The organism is Tianxiuia mixotrophica, from assembly GCF_050596425.1.
Classification (GTDB): domain Bacteria; phylum Bacillota; class Clostridia; order Peptostreptococcales; family Acidaminobacteraceae.
This window is the reverse complement of record NZ_CP192292.1, coordinates 4805464-4822735: the sequence shown is the minus strand read 5'-3', so window position 1 is coordinate 4822735 and position 17272 is coordinate 4805464. Positions and strand designations below refer to the sequence as shown.

The following is a 17272-nucleotide window of genomic DNA, read 5'->3' as shown; positions in this document are numbered from 1 at the left end:
GAAGTAATGTGAGGTGATTGATTTTGATTGAATTGAAATTATCAAGAGTATTTGAGTATTTTTCAATAGAGCAAACTCAATTGAACAAAACAGTTGTAAAAGCGTTAGTTCGTGCTATGCGTAAAAAAAACTATGCATGGATTTCACAAAGTATAACCTTTGATGAGGAAGTTTTCTATAATACATGGGGTGCGTTTCAAATTTGGTTGAAGTATTTCGATATAAACTACAATAGGAGGACGGATTTTGAAACTCTTTTTCTACGACTTATCAATTCGATATATGAAAAGAAAGAAATACATCTGTGCTCTCTATTTTGCCCAGGGTATAAAGATCGAGGCTATAAAGATTATTTAGGGCATACTACACTTTGGAAGTTACGAGCATTGTATCTTTTTAAGAATGATTTAAGTGACTACGGTATTAATGTAAAATCAAGCTTGTTTTATGCAGATGTATTCTTAGAGAACTGTGATGACACCCAGTATAGTCAGTGGTATAACGAGTTAAAATATAATCGGTTCTTATTTCATGAAGAAGGTATGAAGTTTTTCGATAAAGATGAGTTATTGAATACATCAGATTTGATGATATTTTCATCACCAAAATGTATCGGGGGATATGTAGACAGTACTTTGATTTCAAGGGTGAGAAATAAGACGTATGAGGTGTTTATTCAAAATAACAAAAAATTCTGTAACTATTCAGTCACAGCTTTAAGAAAATCCATTGATTGACCTTTTAAAGCAGATTTAATCGCAGTATATGAATTGATACCATGCTTAGCCATAGTTCCTAGATAAGACATAATTCTTACAAAAGTATCTGCACCTTCTTTGGTTCTGAAAGTTCCTGATACCTTTTGTTTCACTTTAATCATTCGGACATCACGCTCTGCTTGGTTATTATCAAAGGGAACATTGAAGTCATTTATAAATAGACAGACTTCCCCCTTGTGGGATGCAAAGCGTTCAATCAAAGCTCTGATTTTACCTTTTTTATGGCGACCACGTTTACCTTTAGGTTTATCAGGTATTGGATTCGCCTTTATGGCTTCTTCTACGATGGCATCGTATTTTGAATTGAAATATTTCAATTGATACTCGCTTAAAGTTGTATAACCATCATTCTTTAAGGTATCCTTTAGATTTTTCATCTCAAGAAGCAGATTGATCATATTTTCAGCCCATATCTGTTCTGGATAATTTTCTATTACACCAGTCAGTTCCCTTAATAGGTGTGCATTGCAGATTCCATGATCAACGTTTTTATATGTAAAATACGGTTTCCAAAAGTCATGTATCGCTATACCTTTAAACTCAGGGAGGATACCACTTGAGTCCATCCCTATTGATCCCCGCTTTTCTTCTACTGTCAAATAAGTGAAGTGGGTATTTGAAGCATTATGAACCCAGTGAAGTTTTTTATCTACACGTAAACCTGTTTCATCAAAATGAGCAAGATCTAGTGACTTGACCTTGTCACGAATAAGATTTACGGTATCTTCTAGTTTTTCACTTACATTGGTAACCATAGAATGAATTGTACCTGTACTAATGGGCAGATTGAATACTGCGCTTAAAATATCATGAGTACGTTTGATGCCTACCATACCAGCAGTATTTAGTGTAACAGCAAGCGCTTTCAAATTGTCACCATACTGAACACGCCCTTTGATAGACTCTGGAAACACACCAGATATGACTTCATTGTTTCTATAGGAACATTCACATGTCATTACCTGATGAGCTGTAACCTTTGTATCAATAATGATATCGATATTATATCTAGTTTCAGAAACCTGACATGCATCACACTGTTTTTTAAACGGACAGTTATTACATTCTTTCGGAAAATGCTGTACTGTTTCATCAGGAGTTTTCATAAGTTTAAGTCCGTTGCCTTTGTGCCCTTTCTGAGCACCGGCAGATTTGCCGGAAGGCTTGCGTAAACTCTTTGGTTTAGGTTTTTTAAGCCCATCGCTTGAAGGAGGTTTAGAACTGTTATTGCTGTTTTTATTGAGGCTTTCCTTCAAGGTCTTGATGGTTTCTGCTTGCTCAGCATTAGTGGCTATCAGACTATTAATAATATCAGTTTGATTGTTGATTGTGTCAGTTTGATTGTTGATTGTGTCAGTTTGATTGTTGATTGTGTCAGTTTGATTGTTGATTGTGTCAGTTTGATTGTTGATTGTGTCAGTTTGATTGTTGATTGTGTCAGTTTGATTGTTGATTGTGTCAGTTTGATTGTTGATTGTGTCGGTTTGATTGTTGATTGTGTCGGTTTGATTGTTGATTGTCGTCGTTAAAGATTCAACAGCAGCGGTAAGTGTGTTAATTTTATCCATTAGCTCTTTAGTTGTTTTTGAAGAAAAATCGTTATTCATGCTGCTATCTCCTCTCTTTTTTTAGCTACTTATATTATAGCATAAAATGAGGTTAAAATCCAGTATTTTCAATAGTTACAACTGGATTTTAAAAGAAAAAAACAGGCTATTTTTCTTTGCGGAGCAGAGTATAAAAGTACGAAAATCCAATAGTAAATATCCTAGATATTTTCACCTGTCTGAATAGTTACAAAATTCTATAATAAATTTGATCTTAATAGTGAAGATATAAAATTTAGAAGCGAGAGATTGATCACAATGTATATGATGTTTTCTGACTATATAAATAGTAACTCAAATACAATATTTCTTCCGATGGAAAATATGTATGATAGAGAAAATATATTTTCCGAAAATGGAACTTGCACAATGTACTTGAATTTGAAATTAGATAAGGAAGTAATGGATTATAATTTTGTAAAAGCAGGTTAGGAGGAACATATGAATACAGATCGCACGTACTATCTACAGAGTAAAAATAAACTGTTTGGACGAGACGTATTGAGTATTTGCTATAAAGTTAGCCGAGATGATATTGAAAAATATGGATTAACTTCTGATAGTATAGTGGTATTCATGTGTAGTGATGTTATTGATGAGGTACTGAAATCACAACAAGTGAACTATTCAGATGTAATTGCTAAATCGTTTTTGAATAGAAGAGTGTTATTGAGGGTGCAAAGCGAATGTTTTCTTGGTGTGTATGGAGATTCTCATTGTGATTGTGATGTTCAAAGAGCTGAAGCTGCTAAGTTAGTAGGGGGAAATGATGGGATTTTCATACATATGCCGCAGGAAGCGCAAGGATGGGGATTACATTATAAATTGAGTGAGTTAGAGCTTCAAGTATCTGGCAGAATGCCAGATGGAAATTTTGTAGGTTGTATGAATAGAGATGAAGCTCAAAAGAAGCTAACAAATAGTCACAAATTCTCAGATAAAAGATCTTATGATGTAATTGAATACATTTTAAAAGATTTGAACTTAATTGATCATGAGGTTTTATTACTAACTGATAGTAGCTCGAAAATTAATGCATTACGAGAACGTGGGGTTAATGCTGTAAGGTATAGTGCTGAAATGGTTCCTGAAGTTACAGAAGAGAATATTGCAGAATATTTGATTAAGATAGATAATCGTACTCACGATTTTGATATCGAGACAATAGATAAAATATTCAGAATCATCAGAGATCGGCGTTATAATGACAGAGCACTTTCTGTATTATGTGAAATCGTATCAAAGTTAAAGAATGATGAAGCTTACTGCCTAGATGAAACGTTATCTGAAAAAATTATTAGTACATATAATGAAATAATTTGTGGTGAGGAAAAGAAGTATATAATTTATTCTGAGAAAAATATCAAAATTCAAAAGAACTTTTCATGTAAGGTTACATCAATGATATTTAAAGCGTTAGTTTCAATATATGGACATAACATTTTCGATAGAGTTTCTGAAGAGAAGATATATTATTTTAAAAATAAGAAAAATGGAGAAATGACGAGAGTCCGTACGAGTAAAATACTTGATACAGTGGAAGACAAATGTGATTTTTTCAAAGGTCAGATTTTTGCTGAAGAGAGTGGTGTTCAATATTCTTCAGTTGTACAAAAGGAGATAACGGTTTCAAAATTAAATTCGTACTTTGAAAATTCAGATTTTGATTATGTTAAAAGAGTAGAAATGATCACTATGGTTGCTGAAGGTACATTATCTGGGATCAATCTGTATATTAAGAGAATTCCAAAATTGGAGAATCACATAATGGATATATATGGTGATGGAATTGAGATAAGACATCTGATTGATAAATTAGTAGGTAAGTATCATGGAACTTTATTGAGTCATGTTACAGATGAAGAGCTCGCTTCAAGTAATTTCTCGGAGTATAATTTGAGATTTTCGAACTTAGATTGCGTTATTAAAGAGGCAATGAATAACTTTAAACTTACAAAGCTATAGAGTTAAATGAGGAGGATATATGGAGTATGAAGTAAGGTTTTACTATCCCAAGGGTAAAGTGAATACAATTTTAGGTGTGCTAGATTCGATAGAAGAGTTAGTTAGGTCGTCAAGAATGTATGAGAAGACAATACAATATAATCATTGTGATAAACGGTTTGATTTTTATGACCAATCTGTGGATGGTAGATTCAGACTTAGAGTATCTGAGAGTAGTGAGTTCTCGAAGTGTAAGTTAAGTTGGAAGAGGAGAATCAAAGATACTTTTGATACAAACGTTAATAAGGAAGAAGAAGTTGAATTGGGTATTGAGTATTCAGAAAAGGATAACTTAAAGTTCTTAATTGAAGAAGTGATGCATTTCGATATAATAGAAAGTTACGAACGATATCGTTCAGTTTATTCGAATGAACATATTGAAATTTCAGTAGATGAGTATCCATTTGGTATAGCGTTAGAAATTGAAAATGTTAGTTCGGTATTAGATCCAGAGAATAATATTGAGGAGTGGGTAAAAAAATTGGAGTTAAAAATTGAGGATGCTTATAGACTTTCATGGGATGATAAATATATTGAATTGTGTAATGCTCAGGGGGTTGAAATTTTTACAGAAGTCTTATTTGATAAGCCAATGCCAGAAGTTTTATAACTCACTCACAAGTCAATATTTCAGAAAGAGTGAAAGGTATTCTTCGCTCTTTCAAATTTATGAGTGTAAAAACGTGCCGTTTGCCAGAAGATTCTGACAAGTGATTAAAAATGGTAAATGGATTGTGTGTCAAGATCAACCACGATTGTACCAATGAGGTGGTCCGTATCATAAGTGAGGTGCTTTTTACTGATATTGGATGTTGTGTAGAAGTGCTTATTTGATTTATGATTTCGTTTATTTTACGGATGGGGTTTGGAAGTTAACCGTGGATTGGGTCAATGCGGTGAACCTTACCATAAATAACTACACCAAATCCAACAATTAAGATAAAAGCGCCCAGTTCACATTAAATGGACTGGGCGCTTATTCGTTCTATTATACATTTCTAATACGAAGTTTAGGGATATTAAGGACTTGTCACTGCCTATCCTCACTCAAATACTGCAGTACATACTCCGGAAATTCAGGACATACAAAGGGGCTTGTGTCTGTAGATGCCTCAACCCTTTGCTTTGACTGTGCGATAAACATGTGTAGTAGTTTTTCAGTGTACTCAAGTATGCGTTCATTCACCCGGTCTTCTGGAAAAGCTCGTTTGTTAATGATATTGAACAACTCACCATCAAGATATGACATTATGATGGATGCATACTGATCAGATGCCTCTCTATTTATATGTGGATGAACCACAGCGTAAAATAGGTCTAAGAAGAATTGTTTTAGTTGAATGGCTTTTCCAATAGTTTCTGGATGTAAGCCATGAATGTTGAAAGTGTCAGAACCAATGAAACGGTAGTATCCTGGGTTTTCCAGTGCAAAGCCTACAATGTTTTCTACAAATTTTAGAAAGCATACCTTGCCCTCAGAAATGGAGTTTAAGCCCTGAATAACTGCACTGCCGTATATATCAAGGGCTCTATCATAAGCTGCAAAAATAAGGCCATCAAAGCCATCGAAATAATTATAGGCATTTGTGTGCGCACAGCCAATTTTCTTTGAAACCATCCTCAAATTCACATCGGTGAGTCCACCTTTTTCTAGTATTAATTCCAACATAGTATTTACAAATTTATCGTACATATTTTCTTTAGATTTTTTTTTCATATAAGCACCTTTACTCTTTGTTTATGCTTATTATCTCAAAAAAATGATTGTTCCGATAGGTTAGTTTTCTTTTACACCACGAATGAGCAACCAAAAGCATAGTGAAAATTCACCCAGATCCGCTGGAATGGTAAGGTCACTTGGAATTTGTGCACCAAGAATGGTTCCAAAGAATGAAATCATATAAGTTGCGCCTCCTATTATAAGCAAATATGAAATGATCTTCGGGAAGTATTTTGATTTAAGACCTAAATACCCCATAGGAATCAACCACAGTCCGTATGAAATTGTAGCCATTTTATATCCAATTGCATGCAAATTCATAAAAAATAGTGAGCCAGCTTGTAGTTGGTTCGTATCAAATGCAGTGAGATATGGTGAACCTTTTAATAAATAAAGCGCAATAAATTGATTGGACATATTTAGAGCCATCATAGATGCTCCAATAACATTTAGCAGTAATAGAACGGTGGCACTTTTTTTGTGTATAGGCTTAAATAAAAAGTATAGGCATATACCCAGTCCCAAATAACTAAGCACCATAAGTAGATCACTTACTATACTCATTCTAAATAAAGTTTCTTGACTCAGCATGTTAGCGGCAGTACGTGCGGAATCATTTGATACAACGATATTTCCTCGAACAATTATGTGACTGAATATGCCAAATATGATGATGGACAAATAGCTTAAACCTGCAAATCGAGCTGTTTTTTTAATTGTCATTGTAATTCCTCCTCAGTATGGTATTATAAATACATTACCAGTGGTAATTACCACTGGTAATGAAGTTATATTATCATATTTTTCTCTGTTTATCAACACTAATTTGGTGGTGTTTATGTGAAGAAAATGCATTGACGGGTTTTTTGGATGGAATTTTGGTGGTATATAGATCACTTTTTTAGCATGAACAACTTGCAGAATATTATTCAAGAGCCTCCAACATACGATATATAGATATTTACGAATCAAAATTATATAAAGTATGATGAGCTCATTAATCTGTGACTTTGCAAGGGCCTTAGTATATTGTTTTGATATTTTCCCAATTGGTAGAGTTGAACCATCCTTTTTCGAATTAAATATGCACATATGGTGGAATTTCAATGAAATAAGGAGAATATGCATCTATGAAAAAATTATCTGGTTTAAAAAAAGGATTTATTACGATAGGTCTAATCATCCTATCAAGTTTGTGTGCAATCGGTATACCTTTAGCAATAAACCATCTGGTTGTTAAGAAGATATTTATAGCAATTGGTCTTGAAGTTGACTATGGATATATTAGGGTCGCAATAAGTATGTTGGTTATTTTACCGGCGATTTATGTTCTGTTTTTTAGAACCTTTGATTCTAAGACCCGATTAAACTTAGGGATCAACTTGTTTCTTAAAGATACAGCAATCGGACTAAGTCTTGGAGTTGCATCTATTGGACTCATTCTACTTTGTATTGGAATCACTGGATCATTTAAAATAACAGGTATTAATAGGAATGTCGCTTTTTTAGAAGTGGTTTGTTTGGTATTGTCTTTTGCTCTTCTGGAGGAATTTCTATTTAGAGGGGTAATATTTAGACTGATTAAAATGAGGCATAGTTCAAAGGCTGCACTTATTGTTTCAAGTCTAATATTTTCAGTAGCACATTTTGGAAATGACGCTTTTAATATAATGAGTTTATTGTCAATTTTATTATTGGGTCTATTATTAGGACTGGTATATTCAAGGACACAGAGCCTGTGGCTTGTAACATGTTTGCATTTTGCGTGGAACTATACTCAGGTTTTTTTCGGGACAGTATTGTCTGGAACTAGGATGTTTGACCAAGGCGTTTTCTTTCATAGTGAATTGCTGGGACCAGATATAATTTCTGGAGGTGCATTTGGACCTGAAAATTCCATATTTGCAGTATTGGTTTTATTGGGAGTGATTTTTCTGGTCAACCATTTCTTTAATCTCATCAGAACTTAGTTTGTATGGTTTTCAATGGTATTAAATAGTGACTTTTATAGGCTTTTGGTTTGACTATATACAAGATGTATATGCCTCAAAATATGGAAAGGTGATGATAATGAAATTGATTTATAATTACAATAGGAGAATGGATATTGCTATAGGTTTAAGTTTTATTATTGCGACCATTTTTTATGCAAGTGGTAGCGGTATGGTCACAGAGGCACTCTCAAACCCAGTTATAGATATGAGATTACTATTGACCGGTGTACTATTAGAAATAGGCAATAGCGCTACAGTGATTGCACTGGGGTTTTTGTTTCTTGAACGCTTTAAAACCAAGAACAAGACATTGACTATAGGCTACGCAATAACACGCGCTGTTGAAGCTGTGCTGTTAATAGTAGGGAGCCTCCTAACACTTTTGGCGCTTAAGTCTTCGTCGAGTGAAACTCCCCAAGTTGCACTGGTCTTGCGGGAAGGATTCTTTAGTGCGGCTATGTTGGTTCTGGGTCTTTATAGTGCCGTCTTTTTTGCATATCTATTTAAAGAATCAATCGGCCCTAGATGGCTTATGGGACTTGGGGTTGTGGGATATATTATGACGAGTGTGTACGCTCTCATTATGATTGGAACCGGCCTAACGGTAAATCCACTTTTACTCTTTGTACCAGGTGGCATATTTGAAATAGTATTACCTCTGTGGTTGATTTTTAAAGGGCTTAAATAGAGATTATATGGTCCTTAAGCTAATATGGTATCCTGATGTAGGATGAATATGATCGGTGTATATACAGATGAAATTTTCATTATAAATTTGAACGAAGGACAAGTTAAATATTGTTGATGTAGATATTGATTGAATATGGAGATATATAGTAATCCTATAGGTGCTGACTCAGATTTGGAGATTTTACGGGCTACTTAATGCCGTAGGAAATGGAGTGAATATGAGCTGTAGAAATAAAAGTTCTATCGGCATAGGGCTTGCACTTGGCCTAGTTTTTGGTATTCTGTATGAAAATATAGCACTGGGCATAGCGATAGGCCTTGCTCTAAGTGCTGGCATAGATAAGTCGAAAAATAAGAGAAATATGAAAAAGTAAGTTAGAGATGAATAGAAGCCATCAGGAACATGCAAAAATGCTTCTGATGGCTTTTGATTTTAAGTTCAGTGAAATCATTGACGGGTATTATATAAATGAGGATGGTTCAAGAGGCAGTCATGTGCTAGATCAAGACGATCTATAATGCAGGACCACACCTAGCCAGACACCCGCTCAATCAAATAATAAGCATCAGAAAGACAAGCGCTGTTCTCCATAACTTGGAGGCATGCCCTGAGTTCATTTAAAAAGTCAGTCTCTAAATCAGACGGGCTTTTTACTGTTTTTGGCGTTTTATATGACATCGGTACTTTGATGCGGTCATGTTGTAGCGGTCTTTTAGCATTTGGTTTAGATATTTAAGGTCACTAAAGCCGCTTTTTTTGGCTATGCACTGGACAGTCTCATCGGTATGAATCAGATGCCAGAGGGCCTTTTCCAGGCGGGTATTTTGAAGAAACTCGCTAAAAGAAATGCCCAGATAGTCCTTAATAAAATGAGACAGCCTATATGAAGACACCCCTGTTAGTTTTGAAAGATTTTCTAGAGTGATTTTCTCATGGGCATGTTCATGTATGTATTCAATGAGTGTGTGTATGCGAATCAAGTAGGGGTCATTGTTCCTTGTTTTAATATCAAGGTACTTTTCTTTAAGCATCATGTTGTATAGTTCCAGGGTAAAAAGATTGTAAAAACCAATAATTTTATAGCGCGTCACTGGTGAGGAAGAGGGTTCTACAAGCAGCTTCATAATCTCTGTAATCAGCAGGGGCACCACGTGGTACTTGCGACTAAGCTCCTTGAAGGTATAAACACGGTCTGTAAAAGGAATGTTCTCAAATAGAAGGTTGTGGTCTTCTAGGTGCTGTCTGTCGAACTTGTAGGAAACAAGAATAGACCCTTCTGACGTTTTAACAGAGTGTCTTCGATTCATGAAAACCATAAAAATAGACTGATCTTTAAGATGATAGTCACAACCTTCACAGGTTACAACAGCACTTCCCTTGATAAGCCATATGAGTTCAAGTTCGTTATGAATTTCACAACCGTGCTCCACACACTTTGAGAAATATGTTTTGAAAGGTAATTTAAAACTTCTGAAAACATCATTGCAATCCCCATGCATAATGATCCCTCCTACTCTACAAAGTATACAGCATTAAGCCAGTGTTTTGTTATTTTAATGACAATCTTGCTATGGAGAATAAGACCTAAATCATTGAAATATTGTCCATATTGACCTATTCTCAAAAAGACGAAAGTACCTAAAGGAGGTCAATATGCCAGTATTAAGTTATGTTGTTTCAATGTTAGCCTATTTGCTGTTTCTCATTATGTTTTTAGAGTTTACAAGGGAGAGGCAAGGCTTTTATAAGTGGTTTTTTATTTTATCCTTACTAACATTTCCACTATGGTTTTTAAACCTGCATTCATGGTTCAGATGGGCTAAAACAATCAGTGTGCTCATACCAACATGTTTTGTTTCCTTTATCCGTATTGCCAACGATGGAGACCATGAAAATACCATGCACTCCCTACGTAAGAAATGGCCATTATGGATACTCTATGTTGTTCTAATGCTCAATATCGTTGAAGCGACCCTGACTGATTTTGAACTGGGCAACACACTCAATGCCCTTTGCGGTGTCATTTTATGCATTACCATTCCACTGCCAACAAAGCACTGGAGAATTGGAAAAAATGATGGAAAAAATGCATTTTCAGAACTCATTGCAGACCTGCCATTAGCTTGGTGCCTGCTCTATGTGACGTGGAATGCAGCATTCGTTTATGCAGAAAACACAACATTCTTTGCATCGAGCCTATGTATTTTAATTGCGCCAGAAATATGGATGTTTATTAAAAAGCGAACAGACTTATGGCTCATGGGCCGTGTTTATACACTGGCTATACATATTCTCATTCGGTCCTGTTATGATATTTTTACACCGGTTATGGATTCAACCCTATGGTTTAATCCTGAAGTTTTGAAATGGTGGGGCCTAGTGAATATTCTTCTTCACGGCACGTATTTGGTGTACTGGTTCTTTACCTATAGAAGCAAGGACTACACACTTAAGTATTCGCAGGAATCTTACGGATATTAGAAATCATCTATCTAATCGACTTGCAAAAGTCACTTCATGAGTAGGGCTGTGTCCCGTAAAGACGATTTCAAACCAATATATTGGCTACAATGGGCGATCAAAACTTGAAATTTTGGGGATGAACTAGAAAGGCAGTGTGTCATGGCGACAGTAAAAGTTATAGAAATCAAGAAACGAATCTTTGAAAACAATGATTTACAGGCAGAGATCCTTCGCCAGCAACTAAAAGAAGACCAGACCTTTATGATGAACCTTATGTCATCACCGGGTTCTGGAAAAACAACCCTACTCCTTAAGACAGTTGAAATGCTTAAGAGTCAAATGGCTATGGGGGTCATTGAAGCGGACATAGATTCAGCTGTTGATGCACAGACCATTTCATCGACGGGTATTCGAGTCAATCAACTTCACTCTGGAGGCATGTGTCACCTAGATGCAGGCATGGCTAAGATTGGTCTTGATGACATCGGCTCTAAGGATCTGGATTTTGTTGTGATCGAGAACATTGGAAACTTAATTTGTCCGGCTGGATATGATCTGGGCCAGTCTTTAAAGGCCATGATTTTAAGTGTACCAGAGGGCGATGACAAACCACTTAAGTACCCAAAAATGTTTGCAAATGTGGATGTTCTTCTGATCAGTAAGATCGATGCTTGTAGCATATTTCACTTTGATTTTGAGGCGGTTCATGAGCGGGTAAAAGCCCTTAATCCAGACATAAAAATGTTCAAGGTGTCCGCGGTAACAGGTGAGGGGATGGACGATTGGTGTCAGTACTTAAAGGACCAGGTCATTCAGTGGAAGGAAAATGGGGAGGCATCAAATGGCTGATCAAAGAAAGTTGCTTGAGTTTGTCAACATGGTCTCAAATACAAAAATGGGATCAAGAAATGGGGTCACTGTAGACGATCCGCGTTTTTTACTGCTTGAAAAAATAGTGACTGAAGAAATGGCTGAGGTCGCATTAGCCCTTGAATACCGAGTGCATTTAACCGCTGAAGACATTGCATCCAAATGTGGAAAAAGCGTTGAAAAGACAAAGAAGCTTCTTTGGGATTTAGCCATTGCCGGCGTTTCGACTGTCAAATCAGAAGACGGTGTCGATAAGTTCTGGTATGAAACATGGGTGCCTGGCATCTTTGAAATGGTTGTCAACAACAAGTCCAATGTGCGAAAGTACCCGCAAATTGCAAAAGCTTTTGATGATTATGGACATCTTAAGAATCCCCTGGCGGCTGGGAATGTCCCTATTGGAAAAGGGGTTATGCGGGTTATACCAATAGAATCTGCCCTTGATGGAGAGACTCGCAGGGCTTCATCAGAAGAGGTTTCAGGCTACATTCGAAATGCAAGGCTGCTTTCTGTTTCAGACTGCTCTTGTAGAACCTCAAGGGAGGAAATGGGTGAAGGTTGTGGTCATCTTAAAGAAGAGATGTGCATTCAGCTTGACGACGCCGCTGAGTATTACATTCGAACGGGAAGAGGACGTGAAGTGACAAAGGAAGAGGCCCTTGAAATCATAAGAAAGGCTGAGCGAGACGGGCTTATGCACCAAATACCAAACACGGAAGGTGAAGGGCATACCCACGCCATTTGCAACTGCTGTGGGTGTTCTTGCTATGCCATTCGGGCAGCGGGTATGTACCATAATCCCGATATGGTTCGGTCCAACTACATTTCTCAGGTTGACCCTGAAAACTGCGTTGGCTGTGGTGAGTGTGTAGACGTCTGTCCTACAAACGCTATAAAGCTTGGAGAAAAGCTTTGCGCCAGTCTTGAGAGCCAGACGCCTGTTCACATCGACCTGCCTTCAGACACCAAGTGGGGACCTGACAAGTGGAATCCAGATTACCGCATCAATAGAAAGGAAACCCTGGACACGGGCACATCGCCTTGTAAGACAACCTGTCCGGCCCATATTTCCATACCGGGTTATATAAAACTGGCCTCTCAAGGTCGCTATAAAGAAGCCCTTGAAATGATCAAGAAAGATAACCCTCTGCCTGCGGTGTGCGGACGAATTTGTCCTGCCCTATGTGAAAGTGAATGCACAAGAGGCGATTTGGATGACCCTGTGGCTATTGATGAAGTGAAGAAATTTCTTGCTGAACAGGACATGAAAGATGAGACACGCTTCGTTCCAGAAATCAAAAGGGATTTTGACAAGAAAATTGCTGTTATAGGGGCAGGGCCATCGGGGCTTTCCTGTGCCTATTACCTTGCTGTTGAAGGCTATAAGGTGACTGTTTTTGAAAAGGAAAAAGAGCTGGGCGGCATGCTTCAATTTGGCATTCCAGCTTATAGGCTGGAAAAAGACGTTATTCAGGCAGAAATTGACATTCTAAAAAGTCTGGGTATAGATTTTAAAACAGGTCTTGAAGTTGGAAAAGACGTAAGCCTTCAATCCCTAAGGGATCAAGGATATAAAGCCTTTTTCATCGCCATAGGCGCACAAAAAGGCAGACGCCTTGGCCTAGAAAATGAAGACGCTCTAAATATTGAAACAGGTGTAGACTTCTTACGAAACAGTGCTCTCGGCAGGCAAAAGGACTTGTCTGGAAAGGTTCTTGTTATCGGTGGAGGCAATGTGGCCATTGATGTTGCAAGAAGTGCCCTTCGACACGGTGCAGATGAGGTTGAAATGGTCTGTCTTGAATCAAGAGATAAGATGCCTGCCCTAGAAGAAGAAGTCCATGAGGCCATGGAAGAAGGCATAAAGATCAGAAATGGATACGGTCCTTTTAAATATGAGGTTAAAGATGGGAAAGTTGAGGGTGTCTGGCTAAAAAAATGCACAAGTGTTACAGACGAGACGGGTTGTTTTAATCCGGTCTTTGATGAAAAAGAAAGACTTTGCATAAATGCAGACCATGTCATGGTATCAGTGGGTCAAAGCATTGAATGGAATGAACTCTTAAAAGACACGGGGGCAATAGTTAATCCCAATAATACGATAGCTGTTGATGCTGTCACACTCCAGTCATCTGAGCCGGATATTTTTGCAGGGGGCGACGCTGTCACAGGGCCACGTTTTGCCATTGATGCCATTGCCCTTGGTAAAGAAGGGGCAGTTTCCATCCATAGATATGTGCAAAGAGGTCAAAGTCTTGTTTATGGTCGCAGTCGAAAAGACTATGTGACATTTGATAAAACAAGGGTAGACTTTGGCGGCTATGACCACATTAAACGAGAGCGCTCCAAGGTTAATCAGGTGACGGATGTTAAAGGAAACTTTAGCGATCCTAGAGGGGTTTACACAGAGGACCTGGTCAAAGGTGAAACCATGCGGTGTCTAAGCTGTGGCGTGTCTGTTGTAGATGCATTCATGTGTGTGGGCTGTGGTGCCTGCACAACACGATGCAAATTTGATGCGGCAAAGCTTGAAAGAAAATACAATGAGACGGGTGTGGATTTTTCTGAACTCAAACCTATTATTGTAAAACATGCCATGAAACGAAAAGTAAAAGTGGCTGTGAAAAGTGTCAAGAGAGCCATTAAAAAGGAGCCCTGCTAATGCATGAGCTAGGGATCGTCATTCAGGTTGTTAAGCAAATGGAAGACTATATGGAAGAAAATAAAATTGACGCCATTGATAAATTGGTTCTCCAAATAGGGGCTCTATCAAGTGTTTATCCCAAATACATTGAAGATGTGTATCCAATTGCTGTTGAAAAGTCTATGTTAAAAAGCACAGTCCTAGAAATTGAAGTCACACCGGGTATTGGGAGGTGCATGTCTTGTGCCTTTGCCTACGATCTTGTAGAAAACAAGAACATTTGCCCAAGGTGTAAAACAAGCGATTTTGAAATCATCACGGGCAAGGAGTTTCTTATTAAGGAAATTCATATTTCTGATGGAAGCTGTTAAGAGGCTTTTCCAGTAGATTTTTTAATGAAACTATTCATTTGAAGGTATTTCTACTTGAGCGACTTGCAAAATATTATTTTAAAATGCTCATCGTGCCATATGTCGTGGCATATATAGATATTTAAGAATCAAAAATTCTATATAAGGTATGGTGAGGACATGTATATGTGATTTTGCAAGCACATGACTAAAGTCGTATGACTTAATTTTTAACGTGAAGAACATAAGGTGAACTTTGATGTGAAAATCACTTATTGATTTTGAAACACTGCAGACTAAATCTAAACCTAAGCCTATTTCCTAAAAAGGAAATAGGCTTTTTTATAGCACGCCTTCATATTTATCATTGATTTTAAACCATAAGGGGCGTATTATAGGTCTTGTTGTTAATGAACCAAGAATTGACTTGGGGAAATGTTTTAATCTTAAGAAAGAAGTGTTTACATGTCGGTTTTAAAGCCAAAGCTTTTCTCAACTTTAAAGGGATACACGCGAAATGATTTTATGCGGGACATAAACGCAGGCATTATTGTGTCAATCATTGCCCTACCCCTTTCTATAGCAATCGCCATAGCATCAGGTGTCAGTCCTGAACAGGGACTTTTTACAGCCATTATCGGCGGTTTTTTCGTTTCGCTTCTCGGAGGCAGTCGAGTTCAAATCGGTGGTCCAACAGGTGCCTTTATGGCTCTTGTTTATACCATCGTCACCAAGTATGGCTATGAAGGTCTGGTTATATCCACAATTATGGCTGGGGGAATCATGATTCTTTTCGGGCTTTTAAAGTTTGGAAGTTTCATTAAGTTTATACCCTATCCCATCACAACGGGGTTCACAAGTGGTATTGCAGCCATAATATTCACTGCCCAGGTCAAAGACTTTCTTGGTCTTGAAATTGACAAGGTTCCAGCGGAATTTGTGGAAAAATGGATTGTCTACTCAGAGCATATCCACAGTTTCAATCCCCTGGCTATTGTCATCGGTTTGCTTTCCATACTGATTATTGTTTTCTGGCCCAAGGTGAATAAGAAAATACCAGGTGCCCTTGTGGCGGTTATTGTTGCATCCCTGCTTGTGAAGTTTTTAAACCTAGATGTTGCAACAATCGGATCGAAATTTGGCAACATGTCTGCACAGTTGCCCCTGCCTCATTTGCCTAAAATAAGTTTTGATAAGCTCTACATACTCATGACACCGGCCATCTCCATCGCCATGCTTGGAGCCATTGAGTCTCTTCTAAGTGCAGTGGTGTCAGATGGTATGATTGGCGGTAAACATAGGTCAAATATGGAGTTGATTGGTCAGGGGACGGCCAATATTGCTTCGGCCTTGTTTGGTGGTATTCCAGTGACCGGAGCCATTGCCAGAACGGCGGCGAATGTAAAAAATGGGGGTCGAACACCTATAGCAGGTATTGTCCATTCGGTCTGTCTGCTACTAATTTATGTTTCCCTTATGCCCCTAGCTAAAATGATTCCCCTTTCAACCCTAGCGGCCATCTTAATGGTTGTTTCCTACAACATGAGCGAATGGCGAGAATTTAAGCAGTTATTAAGTAGCCCCAAGAGTGATGTGACCGTACTCTTGATCACTTTTATATTAACAGTCTTTTGGGATCTAATTGTTGCTATAGAAGTGGGTATGGTTCTAGCGTCCTTCCTCTTTATGAAAAGAATGAGTGAGGTGTCAAACATTAATATTTCAAGCTTTGACATGTCGGAGGAACCAGATGACTACCAGTCTGTCCCACTTGATGATTATGGGTCTGGTGATGTGACTGTTTACGAAATAAATGGACCATTTTTCTTTGGTGCTGCTGATAAATTTATTGGAGCCCTGGGTCAGGTCGGGGCCGATACCAAGTCCCTGGTCATAAGAATGAGGAATGTTCCAGCCATGGATGCCACAGCCATTCAGGCTATGCGACGTATGGTTGCTATTTGTAAAAGCCACCATGTGGACTTATCTATATCTGAGGCCCAGGATCAACCAAGAGACGTTTTAATGAAATCAGGCCTCTATGATCAGATTGGGGCAGAGAAATTTTATGAAAGCATTGACGAAGCCTTGAAGGCTTCTCAAAAGGTTTAATAGGGGATTTTGTCCACTGCCTAAGACTCAGCTGAATA

16 protein-coding genes are annotated in these 17272 nt (G+C 37.7%); 12 read left to right on the top strand and 4 right to left on the bottom strand.

Annotation, left to right across the window (positions count from 1 at the left end; translation table 11 throughout):
* Nucleotides 1–23 precede the first annotated feature (23 nt).
* Nucleotides 24–737: a hypothetical protein gene (locus ACQ4KW_RS21220; protein WP_430884435.1), complete on the top strand. Its 714-nt coding sequence runs from the start codon at nt 24–26 to the stop codon at nt 735–737.
* Here the strand turns inward: ACQ4KW_RS21220 and tnpC are convergent.
* Nucleotides 701–2386: an IS66 family transposase gene (gene tnpC / locus ACQ4KW_RS21215; RefSeq protein ID WP_430884434.1), complete on the bottom strand. Its 1686-nt coding sequence runs from the start codon at nt 2384–2386 to the stop codon at nt 701–703. The two genes, ACQ4KW_RS21220 and tnpC, sit on opposite strands and share 37 nt — an antisense overlap.
* A gap of 441 nt (nt 2387–2827) precedes the next feature.
* Between tnpC and ACQ4KW_RS21210 the strand changes: the two genes are divergently transcribed.
* Nucleotides 2828–4351: a hypothetical protein gene (locus ACQ4KW_RS21210; RefSeq protein WP_430884433.1), complete on the top strand. Its 1524-nt coding sequence runs from the start codon at nt 2828–2830 to the stop codon at nt 4349–4351.
* A gap of 19 nt (nt 4352–4370) precedes the next feature.
* Nucleotides 4371–5000 (top strand): hypothetical protein, encoded by a 630-nt coding sequence (locus tag ACQ4KW_RS21205; RefSeq protein WP_430884432.1) that lies wholly within the window; start codon nt 4371–4373, stop codon nt 4998–5000.
* 420 nt (nt 5001–5420) lie between these two features.
* Here ACQ4KW_RS21205 and ACQ4KW_RS21200 read toward each other — a convergent pair whose 3' ends face one another.
* On the bottom strand, nt 5421–6107 hold the full coding sequence (locus ACQ4KW_RS21200) for a hypothetical protein (RefSeq protein ID WP_430884431.1): 687 nt from the start codon (nt 6105–6107) through the stop codon (nt 5421–5423).
* A 60-nt stretch (nt 6108–6167) separates the two neighbouring features.
* Complete coding sequence (locus ACQ4KW_RS21195; protein ID WP_430884430.1) at nt 6168–6833, bottom strand: DUF4386 domain-containing protein; 666 nt, start codon at nt 6831–6833, stop codon at nt 6168–6170.
* Between the two features lie 407 nt (nt 6834–7240).
* Between ACQ4KW_RS21195 and ACQ4KW_RS21190 the strand changes: the two genes are divergently transcribed.
* The 4 genes from ACQ4KW_RS21190 (at nt 7241) to ACQ4KW_RS21175 (ending at nt 9313) form a co-directional block, all read left to right on the top strand.
* The gene (locus tag ACQ4KW_RS21190) at nt 7241–8080 is read left to right on the top strand and encodes a lysostaphin resistance A-like protein (RefSeq protein WP_430884429.1); all 840 of its coding nucleotides are present in this window, start codon (nt 7241–7243) and stop codon (nt 8078–8080) included.
* A 100-nt stretch (nt 8081–8180) separates the two neighbouring features.
* Complete coding sequence (locus ACQ4KW_RS21185) at nt 8181–8792, top strand: DUF4386 domain-containing protein (protein WP_430884428.1); 612 nt, start codon at nt 8181–8183, stop codon at nt 8790–8792.
* 220 nt (nt 8793–9012) lie between these two features.
* A complete protein-coding gene (locus ACQ4KW_RS21180; RefSeq protein WP_430884427.1) occupies nt 9013–9168 on the top strand; it encodes a hypothetical protein in 156 nt (51 codons plus the stop codon).
* 7 nt (nt 9169–9175) lie between these two features.
* The gene (locus tag ACQ4KW_RS21175; RefSeq protein WP_430884426.1) at nt 9176–9313 is read left to right on the top strand and encodes a hypothetical protein; all 138 of its coding nucleotides are present in this window, start codon (nt 9176–9178) and stop codon (nt 9311–9313) included.
* A 132-nt stretch (nt 9314–9445) separates the two neighbouring features.
* Here the strand turns inward: ACQ4KW_RS21175 and ACQ4KW_RS21170 are convergent, their stop codons facing one another.
* Nucleotides 9446–10294, bottom strand: a complete 849-nt coding sequence (locus tag ACQ4KW_RS21170) for a helix-turn-helix transcriptional regulator (protein ID WP_430884425.1) — start codon at nt 10292–10294, stop codon at nt 9446–9448.
* Nucleotides 10295–10448: 154 nt separating this feature from the next.
* Here ACQ4KW_RS21170 and ACQ4KW_RS21165 point away from each other — a divergent pair, with 154 nt between their 5' ends.
* The 5 genes from ACQ4KW_RS21165 to ACQ4KW_RS21145 all read left to right on the top strand — a co-directional run bounded on the left by ACQ4KW_RS21165 (nt 10449) and on the right by ACQ4KW_RS21145 (nt 17234).
* Nucleotides 10449–11276 carry a hypothetical protein gene (locus tag ACQ4KW_RS21165; RefSeq protein ID WP_430884424.1) on the top strand — a complete coding sequence of 276 codons (828 nt, stop codon included), beginning with the start codon at nt 10449–10451 and terminating at the stop codon, nt 11274–11276.
* 141 nt (nt 11277–11417) lie between these two features.
* Complete coding sequence (gene hypB / locus ACQ4KW_RS21160; protein WP_430884423.1) at nt 11418–12107, top strand: hydrogenase nickel incorporation protein HypB; 690 nt, start codon at nt 11418–11420, stop codon at nt 12105–12107.
* Nucleotides 12100–14790 (top strand): FAD-dependent oxidoreductase, encoded by a 2691-nt coding sequence (locus ACQ4KW_RS21155; protein WP_430884422.1) that lies wholly within the window; start codon nt 12100–12102, stop codon nt 14788–14790. Before hypB ends, ACQ4KW_RS21155 begins: the two co-directional genes overlap by 8 nt.
* On the top strand, nt 14790–15143 hold the full coding sequence (locus ACQ4KW_RS21150) for a hydrogenase maturation nickel metallochaperone HypA (protein ID WP_430884421.1): 354 nt from the start codon (nt 14790–14792) through the stop codon (nt 15141–15143). The genes ACQ4KW_RS21155 and ACQ4KW_RS21150 overlap by 1 nt, the downstream gene beginning before the upstream one ends.
* A gap of 444 nt (nt 15144–15587) precedes the next feature.
* Nucleotides 15588–17234 (top strand): SulP family inorganic anion transporter, encoded by a 1647-nt coding sequence (locus ACQ4KW_RS21145; RefSeq protein WP_430884420.1) that lies wholly within the window; start codon nt 15588–15590, stop codon nt 17232–17234.
* Nucleotides 17235–17272: the final 38 nt, after the last annotated feature.